Below are 21,330 nucleotides of genomic sequence, written 5' to 3'. Positions count from 1 at the left end.
ACTCAGCTTCCTCCAGCGGTGGTGGTAGCGGTGGTTTTGGCCGCCGCGGCGGTGGGCGCCGGCGGGGTCGGGGCGGTGGGGACGTACGCGGGTTCGGGCAGCGGGGACACGGGGGCGGCGGCTGCCTCGCTCGCGGCGGCGGCGCGCCGGTCCTGCCAGGTCGTCCAGGCCCAGACGGCGACCGGGGAGAGCGCGATGGCCAGCCCCAGCGTGGCCCAGGTCCGCATCGCGACGTGGGTGTGGCCGAGGTACACCGACGCGGCGAGGGAGGACAGCAGAAGGGCCGCCCAGAGGAGGTGGATACGGAAGGTGAGCAGCCGGTCCGGGGAGGTCTGGCCGCCCTTGGGCGTGACGACGAACCGGCCGTCGGTGCGCAGCACGGCGGAGCCCAGCGACTTCAGGTAGATCGGAGCCGAGAGCGCGGACATGGCCATGCCCGCGAGCCCGCCGGAGCCCTCGGGCTCGTGCGGGGAGACGTTGTGCCGCCGGTTCCAGAGGTAGAGGCCGATCTGGAGGGCGGCGGCGTCGCTGTACAGCATCAGCCAGATGGAGGCGGCGACCTGGGTGCCGGACGCCCCGAGCCAGAGGAACAGCGCACAGCTCAACACGCCGAGCAGCCAGTTGACGGCCGTCATCGGGTAGTAGACGAGCATCAGCGTGTAGCTGAGGAGGCGTCCGGGCGGCACCCGGAGCAGCGCCTTGCCGTACTGCCTGAACAGCGTCTCGTACGTTCCCCGCGACCAGCGCAGCTGCTGGGTGAAGAAGTCCGTCCAGGAGGCGGGCCCCTCGCCGACGGCCAGCACGTCGGGGGTGTAGACGGAGCGCCAGTAGCGTCCGGTGAGGGGGTTGCGGCGGCGGTGGATCTCGAAGCCGGTCGCCATGTCCTCGGTGATGGAGTCGTACAGCCCGCCGACCTGTCGCAGCGCGGCGATGCGCACGACGTTGTTGGTGCCGACGAACATCGGGGCGCCGTAGCGGTTGCCCGCGCGCTGGATGAGGGCGTGGAAGAGGAACTGCTGCGATTCGGCGGCCTTGGTGACGGCCGTGTCGTAGTTCCCGTACACCTGCGGCCCGACGACGAAGGCGACGTCAGGGTCCCGGAAGTAGCCCATCATCCGTTCCAGGAAGTTGGGGGCCGGCACGTGGTCGGTGTCGACGGAGGCGAAGAAGTCGTAGTCGCCGCCGTGCAGGGCGATCCAGGCGTTGTAGTTGCCGTGCTTGGTCTTCGCCTTGTGGGCGCCCTTCGTCCGGTTCCACTCCGGCACTCCGCGCCGGGTGAAGTGGTGCACGCCCAGTTCGGCGCAGAGCATCCGGGCCCCGGGGTCGTCGCCCTCGTCGAGCAGCCAGACGTCCAGCGGGCCGGCGTGCGTGAGGCGTGCGGCCCCCTTCAGGGTGGCGCGGACCATGGAGAGCGGTTCCTTGCCGGGGACGTAGGTGGTGAGGAAGGCGACGCGGGTGCCGGGCTCGGGCGTCACGGGGACGGGGTCGCGGGCCACCAGGGTGGCGTGCGCGATGGAGACCACGTTGACCAGCATGAACAGTTCGATCAGACCGATCGACACCAGCATCACGGTGTCGGCGACGACCAGCCACAGCTCGCCGTTCTCCCGCTCGGTCCAGTGGGTGGGCCAGACCAGGTAGAGCAGCAGGACGCCGGTGAGCACCGGGGCGAGCGTCATGAGCAGGGCGGCCCTTATTCGGTGCTTCTCCGTCGAGAGCAGGCTCTTGTACCGCACCCGGTACCCGGTCGGGTCCGGCTCCGTGAGCGGGCCCGCGAGCCGGCTGTAGGTGTCGTAGTCGTAGCCCTCCGACCGCACCGTGCCTCCCACTGTCGAACGGGGTGATATCCCCACAGAAAGGGACAGGCCTCGGCGTGTCGACCTGACGGGTCCGAGTGAGCGGTTTTCGACCGGGGGCCGGAAGAGCCCCCGGCCGTGTGGCGGCGGGGGCTCATCGGGTGAACGCGGGGCGGGCCCGCGCGAACGGCGCGTCAGGGGGCGAGGTGGCGCTCCACGGTCTCGACCTTGGAGGTCAGGCCGTCCGTGACACCGGGCCGGATGTCGGCCTTCAGTACCAGGGAGACGCGGCCGGCGCGGGCCTCGACGGCGGCGACGGCGCGCTTGACGACGTCCATGACCTCGTCCCACTCGCCTTCGATGGAGGTGAACATGGCGTCGGTGCGGTTGGGCAGGCCGGATTCCCGCACCACCCGCACGGCGTCGGCGACGTGGCTGCCGACGTCCTCTCCGACGCCCAGCGGGGAGACCGAGAACGCGACGATCATGCGCTGACCGTGCCTTCACGGCGGGCGCGGGCGGCGATCACGCCGTCGGCCTCGTACTTCTTGAGGAGTTTGTCGCCGTAGAGGCCGCCGAAGGGGATGACGGCGAGGACGAAGAAGAGGGCGACGCGCTTGAGCGGCCACTTGGCCTTGACCCAGACGTCCAGCAGGAACAGCACGTAGATCGTGAAGAGGATGCCGTGCAGCGCGCCGAGGGGCGGCATCAGGAAGTCGATGTCCGAGACCCGCATGAGCAGCGAGCCGAAGATGAGGAGCGCCGGGAAGGAGAGCGCCTCGGGAAGCGAGATGAGGCGCAGCCGGTGCAGGGCGGAAGCGGTCTTGATGTCCACGAGGGCACCTTCGATGGGAGGGTCGCGACGGCTTGTGAACGCGGGCACAAGCACCGCCCATTGTGGCATCGCGCCGAGGGCCCCGGGGACCCGGGGCCGCGTCCGGGCAGCAGGGCGCGCAGCGCCGCATAGCAGGGCCGCCCGGGGCGCGCATCAGGGGAGCGTCGGGGGCGTACCGGTTCCGGAGCCCTGGCCGGGGGGCGGCGCGGGCGGTTACCGTCTCAGCGTGGCGATGTTCCGGCTCCAAGGCAGCAAGACGCTCGCCGTCGATCTGACGGGCGATGCCGTCAAGGCGAAGAACGGCTCGATGGTCGCGTACGACGGCCGGATGACCTTCAAGAAGACGACCGGCGGCGGTGAGGGGCTGCGCGGCATGGTGACCCGCCGGCTGACCGGCGAACAGATGACCGTGATGGAGGTGTCGGGGCAGGGCACCTGCTACTTCGCCGACCGGGCGAGCGAGATCAGCCTGGTCGCGCTGCGCGGCGACACGCTGCACGTCGAGGCGAGCAATCTGCTGGCCACGGAAGCGGGGCTGCGCACGGGGACGGCGTTCACCGGGCTGCGCGGCGGGGCGAGCGGCAACGGCCTGTTCACCACCACGGTGGAGGGCACCGGGCAGGCGGCGATCATGTCGGACGGCGCGGCGGTGCTGCTGCGGGTGTCGCCGCAGTACCCGCTGACGGTCGACCCCGGCGCGTACGTCGCCCACCAGGGCGACCTCCGGCAGCACTTCCGGTCCGGGGTGAACTTCCGGACGCTGATGGGCGAGGGTTCGGGCGAGGCGTTCCAGATCCGCTTCGAGGGCGACGGCGTGGTCTACGTGCAGCCGAGCGAGCGCAACACCGTCGGAGGCGATGTCTGATGCCGTTCCGGGAGATCAACTCCAAGATGGTCGAGGCCGTGGTGGCGCCGGGGCAGAGACTGTTCAGCCAGCGCGGCGCGATGCTGGCCTACCGGGGCGAGGTGTCCTTCACCCCGAACGTCCAGGGCGGCCAGGGCGGCTTCGCCTCGATGATCGGCCGCAGGGCGGCGGGCGAGGCGGCGCCGCTGATGACGGTCGAGGGTTCGGGCACGGTGCTGTTCGGCCACGGCGGTCACCACATCCAGGTGATCAACCTGGCCGGCGACATGCTGTACGTGGAGGCCGACCGGCTGCTCGCCTTCGACGGGACGCTCCGGCAGGGCACGATGTTCATGGGCTCGCAGGGCGGGGTGATGGGCATGGTGCGCGGCCAGGTGACCGGCCAGGGGCTGTTCACCACGACGCTCCAGGGGCACGGCGCGGTCGCGGTGATGGCGCACGGCGGGGTGATCGAGCTCCCGGTCACCCCGGGCCGGGACGTCCATGTGGACCCGCAGGCGTACGTCGCCCACCACGGGGAGATCCGGAACAGGCTCTCCACCGCGGCCGGCTGGCGGGACATGGTGGGGCGGGGCTCCGGTGAGGCGTTCCAGCTGGAGCTGAGCGGCAGCGGTGCGGTGTACGTCCAGGCGTCGGAGGAGAAGCTGTGAGCACGCCCGTGGTCTTCGACCCGATGACGCTGCCGTCGGACGACAACGTCGACTCCTACACCTTCTGCGTGGAGCTGGAGGGGAGCCGGTGGTTCCTCCAGAAGGGCAAGATGATCGCCTACTACGGGCAGATCCAGTTCGACGGCATCGGGCACGGCCGGTTCGAGCGGCTGGTGCGTTCCAGCTTCCATTCGCCGCTGCACGCGAGTGACTGGGTGGTGGCCGAGGGCAGCGGGAAGATGCTGCTGGCGGACCGCGCGTTCGACGTGAACTCCTTCGACCTGGAGGACGGCAACCTCACCATCCGGTCCGGGAACCTGCTGGCGTACCAGCCGACGATGGCGCTGAAGCAGTCGATCGTGCCGGGGTTCGTGACGCTGATCGGCACGGGGAAGTTCGTGGCCGCGTCGAACGGCCCGGTGGTGTTCATGGAGCCGCCGCTGCGGGTCGACCCGCAGGCGCTGGTGGGCTGGGCCGACTGCCCTTCGCCGTGCCACCACTACGACCACGGCTATATGACGGGCGTGATGGGCGGGCTGCGGTCGCTGACGGGGATCGGCGGGGCCTCGGGCGAGGAGCACCAGTTCGAGTTCGTCGGGGCGGGCACGGTCCTCCTCCAGTCGAGCGAGGCCCTGATGCCGGAGCAGGCGACGGGCGCGCCGCCGAACGGGCCGGGCGTTCCGGGCGGCGCGGCTCCCCACGGGGGCGCCCCGCGCATGCCCGGCCAGCTCGGAGATCTCCAGCGCCGCATCGGCTGGTGAGCGGCCCCCGGCGTCGCTCCCCTTGGTGAGCGGTAGTCTGCGGAGTGTGACGTCGAACGTCTGCGCCCAGCCGTCGGCACGTGCCGACGGGTCCGTCGGCACCCCGCACGGACCGGGTGCCGGTCGTCACACCCCCATTTCGTCCGGATTTCAACTTCTTAGGTAGAATCCATATATGGAGACCGAGACGGCCACCCCCTGGCTGAGCGACACGGAGCAGTGCGCCTGGCGCACCCACCTGGACGTCAGCAGGCTGCTGACGCACCAGCTGGAGAAGGACCTCCAGCCGTTCGGCCTGACCATGAACGACTACGAGATCCTGGTCAACCTCTCCGAGTCGGAGGACCAGCGGTTGCGGATGAGCGACCTCGCCGCCGCGACCCTCCAGTCCAAGAGCCGGCTCTCCCACCAGATCACCCGCATGGAGACCGCCGGGCTGGTGCGCCGCACCCACTGCGAGTCCGACCGCCGCGGGCTGTACGCGGTCCTCACCGAACACGGCGCCCAGACCATGCGGAAGGTCGCCCCGCACCACGTCGCCTCGGTGCGGCGGCACTTCATGGACCTGCTCTCCCCCGAGGCCCTCGCCGAGCTGCACGCGGCGCTGACCCCGATCGCGGAGCACCTGCGGGGCGAGCGCGGCAAGCCGTAGGGACCGGCGCGCCCCGCGCTGGATGGCCGCCCCTTCGGTCACCCGGCGCGGGGCAGCCGCAGCCGGAAGGCCGCGCCGCCCTCCGCGGCCCGGCGCGCTGTCAGCGTTCCGCCATGGCGGGCGGCGACGTCCCGGGCGATGGCGAGGCCCAGTCCCGCGCCGCCGTCGTCCCGGCTGCGGGCGTCGTCGAGCCGGACGAACCGTTCGAAGATCCGCTCCCGCTCGTCCTCGGGGACGCCCGCCCCGTCGTCCCGGACCTCCACGCGCACCCCGGTGCCGTCGGCCGCCACCGACACCCCGACCGCCTCCTCCGCGTGCCGTTGGGCGTTGTCCAGCAGGTTGCCGATCACCCGGGCCAGCTGCCCGCGCGACCCGCGCACCTCGAACGCCTCGCCCTCCGGCGCCTCCACTCGCACCGCGACCCGGTCCCCGGTGCGCTGCGACACCTCCTCCCGGACCAGCGCGCCCAGCTCCACCGTCGCGCTCCCGGGCTTCTCCCCCGCGTCCAGCCGGGCCAGCAGCAGCAGGTCCGCCGCCAGCGCCTGGAGCCGTACGGTGTCGGCGACCGCCCCCGGGAGGTCCAGCAGCCCCGGGTGGGCCTCGGCCACCTCCAGCTGGGTGCGCAGCGAGGCGATCGGGGAGCGCAGCTCGTGCGAGGCGTCCGCGACGAACCGCCGCTGCCGCTCCACGGACGCTTCCAGAACGGTCAGCGTCTCGTTCGTCGTCCGGGCGAGGCGGGCGATCTCGTCGCGCGAGTCGGGCTCCGGCACCCGGCGGGCCAGGTCCTCGGACGCGGTGATCGCGGCCATCTCGCGGCGGATGCCCTCGACCGGGCGCAGCGCCCGGCGGGTCACCAGCCACGTCACCCCGGCGACGACCGCCAGGAGGACCGGCAGCCCGGTGAGCATGGCCCCGCGCACCGTGTTCACCGCCTCCTGCTCGGCGGCGAGCGGAGCGCCCGCGTGCACGGTGAGGGTGACCCCGTCGGGGGTCGTCGCCTCCACGGCGGCGAACCGGTAGTCGGCGGTGGTGCTCTCCACCGTGGCGGTGCCGTCGGAGAATGCCGGGTCGTCGGAGGAGACCTCGCCGCGACGAGGACGGCTGTCGTCGTCATCGTCGTCGTCATCATCGTCGTCGCCGGGCGGCCGGGCGGCTCCCGCCGAGGCGGAGGGCGCCGGAGTGACGCCCGCCGACTCCGTGCCGGAGATCGCGCGGAGCTTCTCCGAGACGACGACGACCCGGCCCTCCTCGTCGGTGACCTGGACCGGGTGGTCCTCCTCGTCGTCCAGTTCCAGCTCGCCGTAGGGGGTGCCCACGGCGAGCTGTCCGGCCGCCTCCCTGGCCGCCACCTCGGCCTGGAGGTCCGCCTGGTCGATCAGGTTGGCCCGCAGGACGAGGAGCACGGCGAGGCCGGCCGCGACCAGGGCGACGGCGACGACCAGGGTGGCGCCGAGCGCGGCCCTGGCGCGTACGGACCTCACCCCGCCTCCAGCAGGTAACCCGCGCCGCGCACCGTACGGATGAGGCTCGCGCCGAGCTTGCGGCGCAGGGTGGAGATGTAGACCTCGACGATGTTCGGGTCGCCGTCGTAGGCGAAGTCCCAGACGTGCTCCAGGATCTCCGCCTTGCTGACCACCTGGCCGGCGCGCAGGGCGAGCTGCTCCAGCACCGCGAACTCCTTGGCGGTGAGCGCGTACTCGTCCTCGCCGCGGTGGACGCGCCGGGCGGCGGTGTCGACGCGCAGGGACCCGACGGTCAGGACGGGCGCGGCGGTTTTGGCGCCGCGGCGGCGCAGCAGGGCGCGGACCCGGGCGACGAGGACGACGTAGCTGAAGGGTTTGGTCAGGTAGTCGTCGGCGCCGGTGTCCAGGCCCTCCGCCTCGTCGTACTCGCCGTCCTTGGCGGTCAGCATGAGGATCGGCACCTCGTGGCCGGCCGCGCGCAGGGCGGCGCAGACCCGGTAGCCGTTCATGCCGGGCAGCATGATGTCGAGGATCACCAGATCGTAGCCGCCGTCGCCCGCCCGGTGCAGTCCCTCCAGCCCGTCGTGCACGACGTCCACGGCGAAGCCCTCGGCGGTGAGCCCCCGGGCCAGGGACACCGCGAGGCGCTTCTCGTCCTCCACGATCAACAGGCGCATGCGCACAGCCTCGCAAACTCCACCTGAAGACGGCTTCAGGCGGCTTCAGGCTGCGTTCAGCAACGCCCCGGCAGAGTGGCTCACGTCGGACAGCAGCAGCACTCGGGGAGGAACCCTCATGAAGCGCAACGTCACCATCGCGGCGATCACCGCGGCCGTGCTCGTCGGCGGCACGACCGCCGCCACCGTCGCCTTCGCGGACGACGACCGCGACCGCACCCCCACCAGGAGCGTGAGCACCGCGGACACCGGGGCCGAGGACCGCGGGGCGCAGCGGACGGCCGTCGGCGAGAACGCCCGCGCCGGCCTCGACCGGGCCGTCGCCGCCGCCCTGAAGAGCGTCCCGGGCACGGTCACCGAGGCCGAGCTGGACGATGACGACGACGACCACGGCCGCGCGGTCTGGGAGCTCGACGTGTACGGCTCCGACAGGACCTGGCACGACGTGACCGTCGACGCCGGCGACGGCAAGGTCCTGAAGACCCGCGACGACGACAACGACGACCGCGACCGCTACGCGCCCCGCTCCTCCGCCGTCACCCTGGACGCGGCGGCGGACGCGGCCCTGAAGACCGCGCCGGGCCGCGTCACGTCGATCGACCTGGACGACGACGAGGACGACGACAGCCGCCGGGGCGCCGTTCTTCGCTGGGAGGTCGACATCGCGGGCAAGGACGGCAAGCAGCACGAACTGCGCGTCGACGCGAAGACCGGCAAGGTCACCGTGGACCGCGACGACGACGGCGACGACCGGGACGACCGGGACGACGACCGCGACGACCGGAACGGCGACGACGGCTGACCCGCCGCCCAGCGCCCGTGAGCGGGCGGGGGCGCCGTACCGCAGCAGTGGTACGGCGCCCCACCCGCTCACGGGCGTGCCGCCGGCGCCCGGCCGTCGTGCACGATTTCCCGGCCCGTCGCGGAGGGTTCACCCGCGGTGTTCCCCACCCGAAAACGTGTTCACGCCCATCGTGAACCGGTGACGAACCCCCTGGTCACACCACCGGCGCACCCGCGGCCCAGCCCGGCCGGACGACCATCGCGATCAAGCCGCGCCCCGAAGGCCTTCGGCAACGGCTTCCTCGCCTGCTCAGGCGCTCCCTGTCAGCCCCGCCACCAGCTCGTCCGCCGCCGCGTACGGGTCCAGGCCCCCCGCCACGATGCGCTCGGCCAGGGCGTGCAGACGGCGGTCGCCGCGCAGGTCGGCGATCTTCTCGCGCAGCGCGGTGACGGCGATCGCCTCGACCTCGTGGGCCGCGCGGGCGGTGCGGCGCTCGGCCAGGACGCCGTGCTCCTCCATCCACGCCCGGTGCTTCTCCAGGGCCTCGACGACCTCGTCGACGCCCTCGGCCCGCGCGGCGACCGTCTTCACGATCGGCGGCCGCCAGTCGCCGGGGCCCCGGGCCTCCCCCAGGCCCAGCATGTGGTTCAGCTCGCGGGCGGTGGCGTCCGCGCCGTCCCGGTCGGCCTTGTTGACCACGTACACGTCACCGATCTCCAGGATTCCGGCCTTGGCCGCCTGGATGCCGTCGCCCATGCCCGGCGCGAGCAGCACCACGGAGGTGTCGGCCTGGGAGGCGATCTCCACCTCCGACTGGCCGACCCCGACCGTCTCGACGAGGATCACGTCGCAGCCCGCCGCGTCCAGCACCCGGATCGCCTGCGGCGCGGACCAGGCGAGGCCGCCGAGGTGACCCCGGGTGGCCATGGAGCGGATGTAGACGCCCGGGTCGGAGGCGTGGTCGGACATCCGGACCCGGTCGCCGAGCAGCGCCCCGCCGGAGAACGGCGAGGACGGGTCGACGGCGAGGACGCCGACCCGCTTGCCCGCCCGGCGGTAGGCGGCGACCAGCGCCGAGGTGGAGGTGGACTTGCCGACGCCGGGCGAGCCGGTCAGGCCGACGACGTACGCGTGACCGGCCAGCGGCGCCAGCGCGGCCATCACCTCGCGCAGTTGCGGGGAGGCCCCCTCCACCAGCGAGATCAGCCGGGCCACCGCGCGCGGCCTGCCTGCTCGCGCCTGCTCGACCAGCGTGGGGACGTCCACGTTCACCGCTCCGTTCGCCTTGCCTCGTGCCTGGAGTCGGGCCCGCNCGGGCGTCCGCCCGCGGGCCCACCGCGCGTACGGGTCTACTTGCCCGGAACGCGGAGGATCAACGCGTCGCCCTGACCGCCGCCGCCGCACAGCGCCGCCGCTCCGGTGCCGCCGCCGCGCCGCTTCAGCTCCAGGGCCAGGTGGAGGACGAGCCGGGCGCCGGACATACCGATCGGGTGGCCCAGCGCGATCGCGCCGCCGTTGACGTTGACCTTGTCGGAGGTGACGCCGAGGTCCTTCATGGACTGGACGGCGACGGCGGCGAACGCCTCGTTGATCTCGATCAGGTCGAGGTCCCCGACGGTCAGGCCCTCCTTCTTCAGGGCGTGCCGGATGGCGTTCGAGGGCTGCGACTGGAGGGAGTTGTCGGGGCCCGCGACGTTTCCGTGGGCGCCGATCTCGGCGATCCAGTCAAGGCCCAGCTCCTGGGCCTTGGCCTTGCTCATGACGACGACCGCCGCGGCGCCGTCGGAGATCTGCGAGGCGGTTCCCGCGGTGATGGTGCCGTCCTTGGCGAAGGCGGGGCGCAGCTTGCCGAGGGACTCCACGGTCGTCTCTGGGCGGATGCCCTCGTCCTTGGCGAACAGGACGGCGTCGCCCTTGCGCTGCGGGATCTCGACCGGGGTGATCTCCGCCTCGAAGACGCCGTTCTTCTGGGCGGCGGCGGCCCGCTGGTGGGACTGGGCGCCGATCTCGTCCTGGGCGGCGCGGTCCAGCCCGAGACGGCCGTTGTGCTTCTCGGTGGACTCTCCCATGGGGATGTCCTCGTAGGCGTCGGTGAGACCGTCGTGGGCCATCGAGTCCAGCATCTCGATCGCGCCGTACTTGTAGCCCTCCCGGGACTTGGGCAGCAGGTGCGGGGCGTTGGTCATGGACTCCTGGCCGCCGGCGACCACGACGTCGAACTCGCCGGCACGGATGAGCTGGTCGGCCAGGGCGATGGCGTCGAGCCCGGACAGGCACACCTTGTTGACGGTGAGCGCGGGCACGTTCATCGGGATGCCGGCCTTCACCGCGGCCTGCCGGGCGGGGATCTGGCCGGCGCCGGCCTGGAGCACCTGGCCCATGATCACGTACTGGACCTGGTCGCCGCCGATGCCGGCCCGGTCCAGGGCGGCCTTGATCGCGACGCCGCCGAGGTCGGCGGCGGAGAAGCTCTTCAGCGAGCCGAGGAGACGGCCCATGGGCGTCCGGGCGCCCGCGACGATCACTGAGGTGGTGGTACCGGTCGTTGCTGGCATGGGCACGGCCCCTTGGGATCGGATGTGAACGAGGGTTTACCTGAATGTACTGAGCGCTCCCGCGCCCGTCATCCGGCAGCCGGTGTGATCGCGCGCACGTTGCGTAACCAGGGCGGGAGCGGTCCACTGAATCCATGCTGACGCGCATCGACCACATCGGGATCGCCTGTTTCGACTTGGACAGGACGGTCGACTTCTACCGTGCCACGTACGGGTTCGAGGTGTTCCACACCGAGACCAACGAGGAGCAGGGCGTCCGGGAGGCCATGCTCAAGATCAACGACACCTCGGACGGCGGGGCCTCCTACCTCCAGCTGCTGGAGCCGACCCGCGAGGACTCGGCCGTGGGCAAGTGGCTGGCGAAGCACGGAGAGGGCGTGCACCACATCGCCTTCGGCACCGCGGACGTGGACGGGGACGCCGCGGACATCCGCGAGAAGGGCGTACGGGTGCTGTACGACGAGCCCCGGACGGGGTCCATGGGGTCCCGGATCACGTTCCTGCACCCCAAGGACTGCCACGGCGTCCTCACCGAACTGGTCACGTCCCGGGCGGAGCACTGACCTGGCGCATACCGGGGCCGGTAGAGTGGGCGGTTCCGGGCCGGGGCCGGGTCGGGGCCGTACCGCGTCCTCGTCGTTTGTCTGTCACCATTCCCCGGGGGACCGCTCGTCGGTGAGCGGTACTCGTGTGGAGAGTTGCGACCAGGGGACGGATGGGACCGCGCAGTGCGGGGCTACGAACGCCAGGAGAGCCACCGAGCTGAAGATGACCATCTCTCGCGGTTCGAAGCCGAGATGGACCGGCTGAAGACCGACCGGGAGAAGGCCGTCCAGCACGCCGAGGACCTCGGTTACCAGGTCGAGGTCTTGCGCGCCAAGCTGCACGAGGCCCGGCGCAATCTCGCGACCCGTCCCGCCTACGACAGTGCGGACATCGGCTACCAGGCCGAGCAGATGTTGCGGAACGCGCAGGCCCAGGCCGAGCAGATGCGGGGCGACGCGGAGCGCGAACTGCGCGAGGCCCGTGCCCAGACGCAGCGGATTCTGCAGGAGCACGCCGAGCACCAGGCGCGTCTTCAGGCCGAGTTGCACACCGAGGCCGTCCAGCGCAGGCAGCGGCTCGACCAGGAGCTGGCGGAACGCCGTCAGACGGTCGAGTCGCACGTCAACGAGAACGTCGCCTGGGCCGAGCAGTTGCGGGCCCGTACCGAGGCGCAGGCCCGCCGGCTCCTGGAGGAGTCCCGGGCAGAGGCGGAGCATGCGCTGACCGCCGCCCGCAACGAGGCCGCCCGGCTGGCGGAGGAGACCCGCCGGCGGGTCGGCTCGGAGGCCGAGGCGGCCAGGTCGGAAGCCGAAGCGATCCTGCTGCGCGCCCGCAAGGACGCCGAACGGCTCCTGGGGGCCGCCTCCGCGCAGGCTCAGGAGGCCACGGCCCACGCGGAGCGGTTGCGCTCCAGCACGACCGCGGAGACCGACCGGACCCGCCAGCAGACGGCCGAGCTGAACCGGTCCGCCGAGCAGCGCCTCGCGGAGGCGGAGACCCGGCTGCGCGAGTCCCGGCTGGAGGCCGAGAAGGTCCTCACAGAGGCGAAGGACGCGGCCGCCAAGCAGGTGGCCGCCGCCGAGTCGCAGAACGAGCAGCGCACCCGCACGGCCAGGTCGGAGATCGCCCGGCTGGTGGCCGAGGCGACCAAGGGCGCGGAGTCCCTGAAGGAAGAGGCCGAGCAGGCCCTCGTCGACGCCCGCGCCGAGGCGGAGCGGCTGGTTGCCGAGGCGGCGGAGAAGGCCCGTACGGCGGCCGCGGAGGACGCCGCGGCCCAGCTCGCCAAGGCGGCCCGCAGCGCCGAGGAGGTGCTGACCCAGGCCTCCCAGGACGCCGCCTCCACGACGAAGGCGGCGAGTGAGGAGGCCGAGCGGATTCGCCGCGAGGCCCAGGCAGAGGCGGACCGGCTGCGCGGTGAGGCCGCCGAGCAGGCCGACCAGCTCAAGGGCGCGGCCAAGGACGACACCAAGGAGTACCGGGCCAAGACGGTCGAGCTCCAGGAGGAGGCCCGCCGACTGCGCGGCGAGGCCGAGCAGTTGCGCTCCGAGGCGGTCGCCGAGGGCGAGCGCATCCGGGGCGAGGCCCGCCGCGAGGCGGTCCAGCAGCTGGAGGAGGGCGCCCGCAAGGCCGAGGAGCTGCTGACCGAGGCCCGCTCCGACGCGGACGAGCTGCGCACCTCGGCGACCGGGGAGAGCGAGCGTGTCCGCGCCGAGGCCGCCGAGCGCGCCGCCGCCCTGCGCAAGCAGGCAGAGGAGACGCTGGAGCGTACCCGGACCGAGACCGAGAAGCTGCGGGCCGAGGCCGAGGAGCAGGCGGCGGCGACCACGGCCGAGGCCGAGCGGGCCGCGGCCGAGCTGCGCGAGGAGACCGAGCGCGCGCTCGCCGCCCGGCAGGCCGAGGCCGCGGAGGAACTGTCCCGGCTGCACACGGAGGCCGAGACCAGGCTCGCCGCCGCGGAGGAGGCGCTGGGCGAGGCCAGGACCGAGGCCGAGCGGGTCCGCCGTGAGACGGAAGAGGAGAACGAGCGCCGGCGCGCGGAGGCCGCCGAGCGGCTGCGCGCCCTCACGGAGCAGACCGAGACGGAGGCCGAGCGGCTGCGCGACGAGGCCGCCGCCGACGCCGCCCGGGCCCGTGCCGAGGGCGAGAACGTCGCCGTGCGGTTGCGCGGCGAGGCGGCCGCGGAGGCGGAGCGCCTCAAGTCCGAGGCGCAGGAGAGCGCCGACCGGCTGCGCGCGGAGGCGGCGGCCGCCGCGGAGCGGGTCGGGAACGAGGCCGCGGAGGCGCTGGACGCCGCCCGGGAGGAGGCGTCCCGTCGCCGCCGGGAGGCCGAGGAGATCCTCGGCGCGGCCCGGACCGAGGCGGAGCAGGAGCGCGAGCGGGCCGCCGAGCAGAGCGAGGAGCTGCTCGCCTCCGCCCGCAAGCGGGTCGAGGAGGCGCAGGCCGAGGCCCAGCGTCTGGTCGAGGAGGCGGAGACGCGGGCCACCGAGCTGGTCTCGGCCGCCGAGCAGACCGCCCAGCAGGTACGGGACTCCGTCGCCGGCCTCCAGGAGCAGGCCGAGGAGGAGATCGCCGGGCTGCGCTCGACCGCCGAGCACGCCGCGGAGCGCATGCGCGGCGAGGCGCAGGAGGAGGCGGACCGGGTCCGCGGCGACGCCCACGCCGAGCGGGAGAGAGCCGGTCAGGACGCGACCCGCATCCGGCAGGAGGCCACGGCGGAGGCCGAGGCCGCCAAGGCGCTCGCCGAGCGCACGGTCACCGAGGCGATCAGCGAGTCGGAGCGGCTGCGCGCGGACACGGCCGAGTACAGCCAGCGGATGCGCACGGAGGCGTCCGACGCCCTCGCTTCGGCGGAACAGGACGCGTCTAAGGCGCGTGCCGAGGCCCGTCAGGACGCCAACCGCATCCGTTCGGAGGCGGCGGCGCAGGCGGACCGGCTCATCGGGGAGGCGACGACCGAGGGCGAGCGGGTCCGTACCGAGGCGGCCCAGGCTTCCGAGCAGCTCGTCGTCGAGGCGACCACGGAGGCCAACCGCCGCCGCGCCGAGTCCACCGAGCGGGCGGACCGGATGCTGGCCGAGGCGACCGCAGAGTCCGAGCGGCTGCGCACGGAGGCCGCCGAGCGGCTCGGTTCCGCAGAGGAGCACGCCGCCCGCGTCCGGGAGGAGGCCGAACGGCTCCACGCGGAAGCGGAGTCGGCGGCCGAGGAGCTGCGCGCCCAGGCCCGTCAGGAGGCGGACCGGCTGCTGGACGAGGCGCGCGAGGCGGCGGCGAAGCGCCGGGCGGACGCGGCCGAGCAGGCGGACCAGCTCATCGGCAAGGCGCGGGAAGAGGCGCTCCGCACGGCCACAGAGGCCGAGGAGCAGGCCGACACGATGGTCGGCGCGGCCCGCGAGGAGGCGGTGCGCATCACCTCGGAGGCGACGGTCGAGGGCAACACCCTGGTGGAGCGCGCCCGCACCGACGCCGACGAGCTGCTGGTCGGCGCCCGGCGCGACGCGACCGCGATCCGGGAGCGGTCCGAGGAGCTGCGGGCCCGGCTGGAGAGCGAGATCGAGGAGCTCCACGAGCGGGCCCGCCGGGAGACGTCCGAGCAGATGAAGACGGCGGGCGAGCGCGTCGACAACCTGATGAAGGCGGCGACAGAGCAGCGCGACGAGGCGGAGGCGAAGGCCAAGCAGCTGCTGGCGGACGCCAACGCGGAGGCGAGCAAGGTCCGGATCGCCGCGGTGAAGCGGGCCGAGTCGCTGCTGAAGGAGGCCGAGGCCAAGAAGGCCGGACTGGTCCGCGAGGCGGAGAAGCTGCGCGCCGACGCCGAGGCGGAGGCCCAGAAGACGGTCGAGGAGGGGCGGCGCGAGCTCGAAGTCCTGGTGCGCAGGCGCGAGGACATCAACAGCGAGATCTCGCGGGTCCAGGACGTGCTCGAAGCGCTGGAGTCCTTCGAGGCCCCGACCGGAGGCGGGAAGCCGTCGGGCAGCGGTGCCGGAGGCGCCAAGGCCCCGGCGGCGGCGGGCACTCGGTCGGGGGGCAAGTCCGCCGAGAGATAGCCGTCGTACGGGGGACGCGCTTCGCCATGAACATTCAAGCCTACGAGTGGCAAGCACTCCGGGGGGTCAGCCACTCAAAAGGGGTGTCATTCTCCAGATCAAAGTGGCATCTGCACGCTGACACGCCGCCATGGCCCCTAGGATTCCCCTATCACCTCACCGGTCTCATTCGACAGGAACCCCATGAGTGACCCTTCCTCCCCCTACGGCTTCGAGCACGTGCGACGTGGTTACGACCGCGGTCAGGTGGACGACCGCATCGCCAAGCTCGTAGCCGACCGTGACAGTGCTCTGGCCCGCATCACCTCTCTGGAAAAGCGCATCGAGGAGCTGCACCTCGAAACGCAGAACGCCCAGGCCCAGGTCAACGACGCCGAGCCGTCGTACGCCGGTCTCGGGGCCCGTGTCGAGAAGATTCTCCGCCTCGCAGAGGAGGAGGCGAAGGACCTGCGTGAGGAGGCTCGTCGAGCGGCCGAGCAGCACCGCGAGCTCGCCGAGTCGGCCGCCCAGCAGGTGCGCAACGACGCCGAGTCGTTCGCCGCGGAGCGCAAGGCGAAGGCCGAGGACGAGGGCGTCCGCATCGTCGAGAAGGCGAAGGGCGAGGCGACCACGCTGCGCACCGACGCGCAGAAGGACGCCCAGCAGAAGCGCGAGGAGGCCGACGCACTCTTCGAGGAGACCCGCGCCAAGGCCGCCCAGGCAGCGGCCGACTTCGAGACGAACCTCGCCAAGCGCCGCGAGCAGTCGGAGCGCGACCTCGCCTCCCGTCAGGCCAAGGCCGAGAAGCGTCTCGCCGAGATCGAGCACCGCGCCGAGCAGCTCCGCCTGGAGGCCGAGAAGCTCCGCACGGACGCCGAGCGCCGGGCCCGCCAGACGGTGGAGACCGCCCAGCGCCAGGCCGAGGACATCGTGGCCGACGCCAACGCCAAGGCCGATCGCATCCGCAGCGAATCGGAGCGCGAGCTCGCGGCGCTCACCAACCGCCGTGACTCGATCAACGCGCAGCTGACCAACGTCCGCGAGATGCTGGCGACGCTGACCGGCGCCGCCGTGGCCGCCGCCGGTTCGCCGGCGGAGGAGGAGCCCGCTCCCCGCGGTGTCCCGGCCCAGCAGACCCGCTGACCCCGCGGCACCCCGTGTGCGCCCGGTTCCGCTTTTGTGGTGGCGCCGGGCGCTCGCGCGATCTAGCGTGAACGCATGATCGAGCTCGAGGGACTCACCAAACGTTTCGGCAGCAAGGTCGCCGTCGATCATCTGTCGTGTCAGGTCAGACCAGGCATCGTGACGGGCTTCCTGGGCCCCAACGGCGCGGGCAAGTCCACCACGATGCGGATGATGCTCGATCTCGACAGTCCCACGAGCGGCACGGTGCGCATCGACGGCAAGCACTACCGCGACCTCCAGGAGCCGCTGAAGTACATCGGGGCGCTCCTCGACGCCAAGTCGATGCACGGCGGCCGCAGCGCGTACAACAACCTGCTGTGTCTGGCGCAGAGCAACCGCATCCCGCGCGGCCGGGTCGACGAGGTGCTCGACATGGTCGGTCTGAGCGCGGTGGCGAAGAAGAAGTCCAAGGGCTTCTCCCTCGGCATGGGCCAGCGGCTGGGCATCGCCTCCGCGCTGCTGGGCGATCCCGAGATCCTGATGTTCGACGAACCCGTCAACGGCCTGGACCCCGAGGGCATCCACTGGATTCGCAACCTCATGAAGGCACTCGCCGCCGAGGGCCGGACGATCTTCGTCTCGTCCCATCTGATGAGCGAGATGGCGCTGACCGCGGACCACCTGATCGTGATCGGCCAGGGGAAGCTGCTCGCCGACACCTCGATGGCGGACTTCATTCAGGAGAACTCCCGCAGCTATGTGCGGCTGCGCTCCCCGCAGCGGGAGCAGCTGCTCGACGTGCTGCACCAAGAGGGCTTCACCGCCGTCGAGGCGGCGGGGGGCACGCTGGAGATCGACGGGGCCACCACCGAGCAGCTCGGCGAGCTGGCGGCCCGGCACCGGCTCGTGCTGCACGAGCTGAGTTCCCAACGTGCCTCCCTGGAGGAGGCGTTCATGCAGATGACCGCCGGCTCCGTGGAGTACCACGCCCATTCCGAGCGGGACGGTGCACAGCCGCCGCCCGTGGGGGCGGGCTGGGGCGAGGGCTGGAATCAGCCGGGCGGCAGCGGCGACGGCACCGACGGCAAGAGGGCGTGACGACGATGGCATCGGTACCCGCGGTTCTGACCTCCGAGTGGACCAAGATCCGGTCGGTCTCCTCGACCACCTGGACCCTCGTCTGCGCGTTCCTCGTCACGGTCGCGATGGGCGCGGCGCTGAGCGCCCTGCTGAGCGCCCAGTTCGACGACCTCTCCGAGACCGAGCGCGCCACGTTCGACCCGACCTTCGTCAGCTTCTCCGGAATGGTCCTCGGCCAGCTCGCGATGGTCGTGTTCGGCGTGCTCGTGGTCGGCACGGAGTACAGCTCCGGCATGATCCGCACCTCGCTGGCGGCCGTGCCGCAGCGCGGGACGCTCCTCTTCAGCAAGATCACGGTGGCCGGGGCGCTGGCGCTCGTCGTCGGTCTGCTCACCAGCTTCGTCTCGTTCTTCCTCGGACAGGCCCTGCTGGGCGATCACGGCACCGGCCTCGGCGCGGACAACGTGCTGCGCGCGGTCGTCGGCGGCGGGCTCTACATGGGGCTGATCGCGGTCTTCTCCATGGGGGTGGCGGCGATGCTGCGCAGCTCGATGCTGTCGCTCGGCATCCTGATGCCCTTCTTCTTCCTGGTCTCGCAGATCCTGGCGTCGGTGCCGGGGGCCAAGAACGTCGCCCGCTACTTCCCCGACCAGGCCGGGTCGAAGATCATGCAGGTGGTCCCGGACGCGATGAACACCGACCCCGCGCCGTACGGGCCCTGGGCCGGGCTCGGGATCATGGTGCTCTGGGTGCTGGCGGCGCTGCTCGGCGGCTTCCTGGTCCTGAAGAAGCGGGACGCGTGAGGCGCCTGCCCGGCGGGTGACGCCCCGCCGGGCAGGGCGGCCGCATTCCGGCCGGTCCGGTGACCAGCCGCTCGCAGGCTGTCCCGGACTTGGCCGGAACCGTCATGGCGTGGTTATCCTCCTAACTCTTACGGGGGTGCGCGGCCGGGCGGCCCGAGCCCCGACGGCACGGAGTGAGTCGATGGGGCTGGAGAATGATCGAGGCAGTCGGCCTGACCAAGCGCTACGGCGCGAAGACGGCCGTGGACGACCTTTCCTTCCAGGTGCGGCCGGGGTCGGTCACCGGGTTCCTCGGCCCCAACGGGTCGGGCAAGTCGACGACCATGCGCATGATCCTCGGCCTGGACCGGCCCACCGCGGGCCACGTGACGATCGGCGGCCACCCCTACCGCAGTCTGCCCAACGCGCCGCGTCAGGTGGGCGCGCTGCTGGACGCCAAGGCCGTGCACGGCGGGCGCACCGCCCGTAACCACCTGCTGTCCCTGGCCCAGCTCGCCGGCATCCCGGCGGCACGGGTCGACGAGGTGCTGGGCGTCGTGGGGCTCCAGGACGTCGCCCGGAGGCGCTCCAGCGGCTTCTCCCTCGGGATGGGGCAGCGGCTCGGGATCGCGGCGGCGCTGCTCGGCGACCCGCAGGTGCTGCTGTTCGACGAGCCGGTCAACGGCCTGGACCCGGAGGGCATCCACTGGGTCCGCAACCTGATGAAGATGCTGGCCGCAGAGGGGCGGACGGTCTTCGTCTCCAGCCACCTGATGAGCGAGATGGCGCTGACCGCCGACCACCTGATCGTGATCGGACGCGGCCGGCTGCTCTCCGACATGAGCGTCAAGGACTTCATCTCGGCGAACTCCGCCGACTTCGCCCGGGTGCGGGTCCCGGAGAACGACCCCGGGGAGCGCGAGAAGCTGACGGCCTCCCTCATCGAGGCGGGCGGCCGGGTGATGTCGGAGCCGGGCGGGGCCCTGCGGGTCACCGGGCTGCCGCTGCCGAGGATCAGCGACCTGGCCCACGGATGCGGCGTACGGCTCTGGGAGCTCTCGCCGCACCAGGCGTCCCTGGAGGAGGCGTACATGCGGATGACGCAGGGCGTGGTGGACTACCGCTCGACGGACGACGCCAAGGCGGGCCTGGCGGAGGCGCCGCAGGGCCCCCACGGGGACGTCGCGGGGGGTTACGGGGCGGAGCCCGGCCTCGGGCAGCCCCTGCCGGTGGAGGCGCCTCAGGAGGGCTGGTACGCCCCGCCGCCGCCCGGACGGGACGCGCACACGGCCCCCGGCCCGGCCGCCGGACCCTCGGCGCCCGTTCCGGCCGCTTCCGGTCCCGTGCCGGCCCCGACCCCTCCGTCCGCCGCTCCGGGCGGACAGCAGACCAGCGAGGACCCCCGATGACGACGCCCGCCGGCCCCCGGACCCGCGAGCAGCGGGAGCCGGACGGCGCCCCTGTGGTGCGCTACGAGTCGCCCATCCCCATCCGCCCCGCCACGCTCGGGGACGCGATCGCGGCGGAGTGGACGAAGATCCGTTCCGTACGCTCCACGATCTGGACGCTCGGCGTGATGATCGTGCTGATGCTGACGATCGGCGTGGGGGCCGCGCTCCTGGTCGCCGCCGCCGACACGGACCTGGCCGGCGAGCCGGTCGTGGGCCTCGGCTTCTTCGGGGTGCTGCTGGGTTCGATCTGTGTGATCACCCTCGGCGTGCTGACCATCGGCTCCGAGTACAGCACCGGCATGGTCCGCACGACGCTGACGGCCTGCCCCAGCCGGGGCCGCGTGCTCACGGCCAAGGCGATCGTCTTCTTCCTGCTGTCCTTCGCGATCACCACGGTTACCGCCACCGCCGTCGCGGGGCTCCAGACCCTGATCCTGGACGGAGCCCCCGCCTCCGGCGGCGTGTGGGTGCGAGCGACCGCCGGGGTCGGCCTCTACGTCGCGGCCCTGGGCCTGGTGTCCCTGGGGCTCGGGGCGATCGTCCGGCACTCGGCCGGCGCCATCACGACCATGATCGCTCTGGTGCTGCTGCCGCTGGTCCTCGCGTTGTTCATGTTCGCCGAGAGCCTGCGCGACCTCCAGCGCTTCCTGATCGAGTACTCGATCCCCAACCAGCTCGGCGCGCTGTACGGCTCGACGGTGACCGAGAGCGGTCCGGCCGGCTGGGAGCCGCTGGGTCTCATGCTGGGTCTGGCCGCCGTGGCGCTGGGCGGGGCCTGGCTGGCGCTGGACCGACGCGACGTCTAGGAGGCTTCCGGCCCTGAACCGCCGGACGCCCCCTGAGCGCGCCGCCCGGCCGTCGGTTCAGTAGCGCGGCGCGTTCCGGGACCGCTGCACCCGTGTGGTGCGGCGGTCCCTCGCGTTCCAGCAGGCCTTGTGCCAGTGCCTGCGGTCGTCGATGCCGCCGAACTCGGACCAGGCGACGAGGTGCGGCACGCCGGAGGGGATCTCCTGGTCGCAGCCGGGGCAGCGGTACCGCTTGCCCTGGGCGCTCGCGCCGCTGACCGGGCGCACCGACCACTCCTCGCCGCGCCAGGTCTCGGTGGCCCCTCCCCCGCCGTACCGTCCGGGCGCCGTGCCGGGGCGGTGGTCGGGGGTCTCGCCGCCACGGGGGCGGTTGCGGCGCGGGGACACGGGACACCTCACTGGGGCGGATCGGGCGGGGCTGCGCTCCAGCCTAGAGGCTGTCCCGTGGGCGCCCGCCGGGCCGGGGCGGCCCGGCAGCGG

General features: G+C 72.6%; 20 protein-coding genes. 12 read left to right on the top strand and 8 right to left on the bottom strand.

Features of this window, described 5'->3' with window-relative positions; all coding sequences use genetic code 11:
• Positions 1 to 2: 2 nt before the first annotated feature.
• The 3 genes from V9U70_RS28370 to V9U70_RS28360 form a co-directional block, all read right to left on the bottom strand.
• Positions 3 to 1,817 carry a glycosyltransferase family 2 protein gene (locus V9U70_RS28370; RefSeq protein WP_336679855.1) on the bottom strand — a complete coding sequence of 605 codons (1,815 nt, stop codon included), beginning with the start codon at positions 1,815 to 1,817 and terminating at the stop codon, positions 3 to 5.
• 173 nt (positions 1,818 to 1,990) lie between these two features.
• Positions 1,991 to 2,284 (bottom strand): MTH1187 family thiamine-binding protein, encoded by a 294-nt coding sequence (locus V9U70_RS28365; RefSeq protein ID WP_336679853.1) that lies wholly within the window; start codon positions 2,282 to 2,284, stop codon positions 1,991 to 1,993.
• Entirely contained in the window at positions 2,281 to 2,631 is a 351-nt protein-coding gene (locus V9U70_RS28360; protein ID WP_336679851.1) for a DUF3817 domain-containing protein, read from the bottom strand. Before V9U70_RS28360 ends, V9U70_RS28365 begins: the two co-directional genes overlap by 4 nt.
• A gap of 232 nt (positions 2,632 to 2,863) precedes the next feature.
• On the opposite strand from V9U70_RS28360, the gene V9U70_RS28355 reads away from it, so the two are divergent.
• The 4 genes from V9U70_RS28355 (at position 2,864) to V9U70_RS28340 (ending at position 5,559) form a co-directional block, all read left to right on the top strand.
• A complete protein-coding gene (locus tag V9U70_RS28355) occupies positions 2,864 to 3,496 on the top strand; it encodes an AIM24 family protein (protein WP_336680128.1) in 633 nt (210 codons plus the stop codon).
• Positions 3,496 to 4,146, top strand: a complete 651-nt coding sequence (locus V9U70_RS28350) for an AIM24 family protein (RefSeq protein WP_336679849.1) — start codon at positions 3,496 to 3,498, stop codon at positions 4,144 to 4,146. Before V9U70_RS28355 ends, V9U70_RS28350 begins: the two co-directional genes overlap by 1 nt.
• Positions 4,143 to 4,907, top strand: coding sequence for an AIM24 family protein (locus tag V9U70_RS28345; RefSeq protein WP_336679846.1), 765 nt, complete (start codon positions 4,143 to 4,145; stop codon positions 4,905 to 4,907). Before V9U70_RS28350 ends, V9U70_RS28345 begins: the two co-directional genes overlap by 4 nt.
• Positions 4,908 to 5,082: 175 nt before the next feature.
• Complete coding sequence (locus V9U70_RS28340; protein ID WP_336679844.1) at positions 5,083 to 5,559, top strand: MarR family winged helix-turn-helix transcriptional regulator; 477 nt, start codon at positions 5,083 to 5,085, stop codon at positions 5,557 to 5,559.
• 38 nt (positions 5,560 to 5,597) lie between these two features.
• Here the strand turns inward: V9U70_RS28340 and V9U70_RS28335 are convergent, their stop codons facing one another.
• Positions 5,598 to 7,040, bottom strand: coding sequence for a sensor histidine kinase (locus V9U70_RS28335; protein WP_336679842.1), 1,443 nt, complete (start codon positions 7,038 to 7,040; stop codon positions 5,598 to 5,600).
• A complete protein-coding gene (locus tag V9U70_RS28330) occupies positions 7,037 to 7,699 on the bottom strand; it encodes a response regulator transcription factor (protein ID WP_336679840.1) in 663 nt (220 codons plus the stop codon). Before V9U70_RS28330 ends, V9U70_RS28335 begins: the two co-directional genes overlap by 4 nt.
• A 118-nt stretch (positions 7,700 to 7,817) precedes the next feature.
• Between V9U70_RS28330 and V9U70_RS28325 the strand changes: the two genes are divergently transcribed.
• Positions 7,818 to 8,501 (top strand): PepSY domain-containing protein, encoded by a 684-nt coding sequence (locus tag V9U70_RS28325; RefSeq protein WP_336679838.1) that lies wholly within the window; start codon positions 7,818 to 7,820, stop codon positions 8,499 to 8,501.
• A 291-nt stretch (positions 8,502 to 8,792) separates the two neighbouring features.
• Here the strand turns inward: V9U70_RS28325 and meaB are convergent, their stop codons facing one another.
• Positions 8,793 to 9,755, bottom strand: coding sequence for a methylmalonyl Co-A mutase-associated GTPase MeaB (meaB, locus tag V9U70_RS28320; protein WP_336679836.1), 963 nt, complete (start codon positions 9,753 to 9,755; stop codon positions 8,793 to 8,795).
• Between the two features lie 77 nt (positions 9,756 to 9,832).
• A complete protein-coding gene (locus V9U70_RS28315; RefSeq protein ID WP_336679834.1) occupies positions 9,833 to 11,038 on the bottom strand; it encodes an acetyl-CoA C-acetyltransferase in 1,206 nt (401 codons plus the stop codon).
• Between the two features lie 134 nt (positions 11,039 to 11,172).
• On the opposite strand from V9U70_RS28315, the gene mce reads away from it, so the two are divergent.
• The 7 genes from mce to V9U70_RS28280 all read left to right on the top strand — a co-directional run bounded on the left by mce (position 11,173) and on the right by V9U70_RS28280 (position 20,850).
• Positions 11,173 to 11,601 (top strand): methylmalonyl-CoA epimerase, encoded by a 429-nt coding sequence (mce, locus tag V9U70_RS28310; protein ID WP_336679832.1) that lies wholly within the window; start codon positions 11,173 to 11,175, stop codon positions 11,599 to 11,601.
• A 165-nt stretch (positions 11,602 to 11,766) separates the two neighbouring features.
• Positions 11,767 to 15,627 (top strand): polarized growth protein Scy, encoded by a 3,861-nt coding sequence (scy, locus tag V9U70_RS28305; protein ID WP_336679830.1) that lies wholly within the window; start codon positions 11,767 to 11,769, stop codon positions 15,625 to 15,627.
• 183 nt (positions 15,628 to 15,810) lie between these two features.
• Positions 15,811 to 16,749, top strand: a complete 939-nt coding sequence (locus V9U70_RS28300; RefSeq protein ID WP_336679828.1) for a coiled-coil domain-containing protein — start codon at positions 15,811 to 15,813, stop codon at positions 16,747 to 16,749.
• Between the two features lie 75 nt (positions 16,750 to 16,824).
• Positions 16,825 to 17,829: an ABC transporter ATP-binding protein gene (locus tag V9U70_RS28295; protein WP_336679827.1), complete on the top strand. Its 1,005-nt coding sequence runs from the start codon at positions 16,825 to 16,827 to the stop codon at positions 17,827 to 17,829.
• 5 nt (positions 17,830 to 17,834) lie between these two features.
• Positions 17,835 to 18,614 (top strand): ABC transporter permease, encoded by a 780-nt coding sequence (locus tag V9U70_RS28290; protein WP_336679826.1) that lies wholly within the window; start codon positions 17,835 to 17,837, stop codon positions 18,612 to 18,614.
• Between the two features lie 194 nt (positions 18,615 to 18,808).
• Complete coding sequence (locus V9U70_RS28285; protein WP_336679824.1) at positions 18,809 to 20,002, top strand: ABC transporter ATP-binding protein; 1,194 nt, start codon at positions 18,809 to 18,811, stop codon at positions 20,000 to 20,002.
• Positions 19,999 to 20,850, top strand: coding sequence for an ABC-2 transporter permease (locus V9U70_RS28280; protein WP_336679822.1), 852 nt, complete (start codon positions 19,999 to 20,001; stop codon positions 20,848 to 20,850). Before V9U70_RS28285 ends, V9U70_RS28280 begins: the two co-directional genes overlap by 4 nt.
• Before the next feature lie 57 nt (positions 20,851 to 20,907).
• On the opposite strand, the gene V9U70_RS28275 is transcribed toward V9U70_RS28280, so the two are convergent.
• Complete coding sequence (locus tag V9U70_RS28275) at positions 20,908 to 21,237, bottom strand: ATP/GTP-binding protein (RefSeq protein WP_336679820.1); 330 nt, start codon at positions 21,235 to 21,237, stop codon at positions 20,908 to 20,910.
• Positions 21,238 to 21,330: the final 93 nt, after the last annotated feature.

It is taken from the genome of Streptomyces pratensis, from assembly GCF_037137275.1.
Lineage (GTDB): Bacteria > Actinomycetota > Actinomycetes > Streptomycetales > Streptomycetaceae > Streptomyces > Streptomyces pratensis_B.
The sequence above is the reverse complement of the archived record's forward strand: the minus strand, read 5'-3'. Positions and strand labels throughout refer to the sequence as shown.